Annotated in this window: 1 protein-coding gene; it reads right to left on the bottom strand. The window is 35.5% G+C overall.

All coding sequences use genetic code 11. The annotated features are described in order from the left end of the window. Positions 1-179 (bottom strand): DUF956 family protein (locus LZP73_RS21605; RefSeq protein ID WP_234236753.1); only part of this gene is annotated, 179 nt, incomplete at its 3' end. Between the last annotated feature and the right edge of the window lie 111 nt (positions 180-290).

Below are 290 nucleotides of genomic sequence, written 5' to 3'. Positions count from 1 at the left end.
TTAGCACCAATTTGAGTGATGCTGGTCCAAGGGATTTGAATATATTGTTCAACATTAATATCAGGATAGAATTCAATAGCCACATCGCCAATTAGAAACTTCCCCACCTTACCTCCGATGGCCATGTAGGAGACGCCTGTTGTATGCAATTCAACTGTTTTGTTTAATGATTGTGCCATATTTTTCTCGCTTTTTGATAGTAGTATCCTTATTATAGCATAAGAAAAGAGTTTAGCTCGGCTAAACTCTTACTCTTTTTGTTACATAATTTTGAAGAAGCTTGCAATAAT

Origin of the sequence: Shewanella sp. AS16 (assembly GCF_021412365.1) — a bacterium.
GTDB lineage: Bacteria > Pseudomonadota > Gammaproteobacteria > Enterobacterales > Shewanellaceae > Shewanella > Shewanella salipaludis.
Note: the sequence above shows the minus strand (reverse complement) of the source record. Positions and strands in the feature narration are given on the sequence as shown.